Annotated in this window: 1 protein-coding gene; it reads right to left on the bottom strand. The window is 38.9% G+C overall.

The window, feature by feature from the left end; all coding sequences use genetic code 11:
- A partial coding sequence (locus SCA31_RS25095) for a translocation/assembly module TamB domain-containing protein (protein WP_410699655.1) occupies positions 1 to 244 on the bottom strand: 244 nt, incomplete at both ends.

Below are 244 nucleotides of genomic sequence, written 5' to 3'. Positions count from 1 at the left end.
CTGAAGAGCCACCTGATATTCATCTTTACGATACGCGCGAAGCATATATCTTCCGTCTTTTGAAAGGCTATAATCTACGGTTACATCGCCGGCGATATTGGTTGTACTTTCATTTTGTCGGGCATCACCTTCCAGTGCAAAATTACTTCCGACAGTAACTTTTAGACGGTCGTTTAATAATTTTTTGCTTAAACCAACATTAAGATCGGTTCTTGTATTTTTTTCTCCTGAGGAATAATCTTCC

It is taken from the genome of Chryseobacterium sp. SIMBA_028 (genome assembly GCF_046535285.1).
Classification (GTDB): Bacteria; Bacteroidota; Bacteroidia; order Flavobacteriales; family Weeksellaceae; genus Chryseobacterium.
The sequence above is the reverse complement of the archived record's forward strand: the minus strand, read 5'-3'. Positions and strand labels throughout refer to the sequence as shown.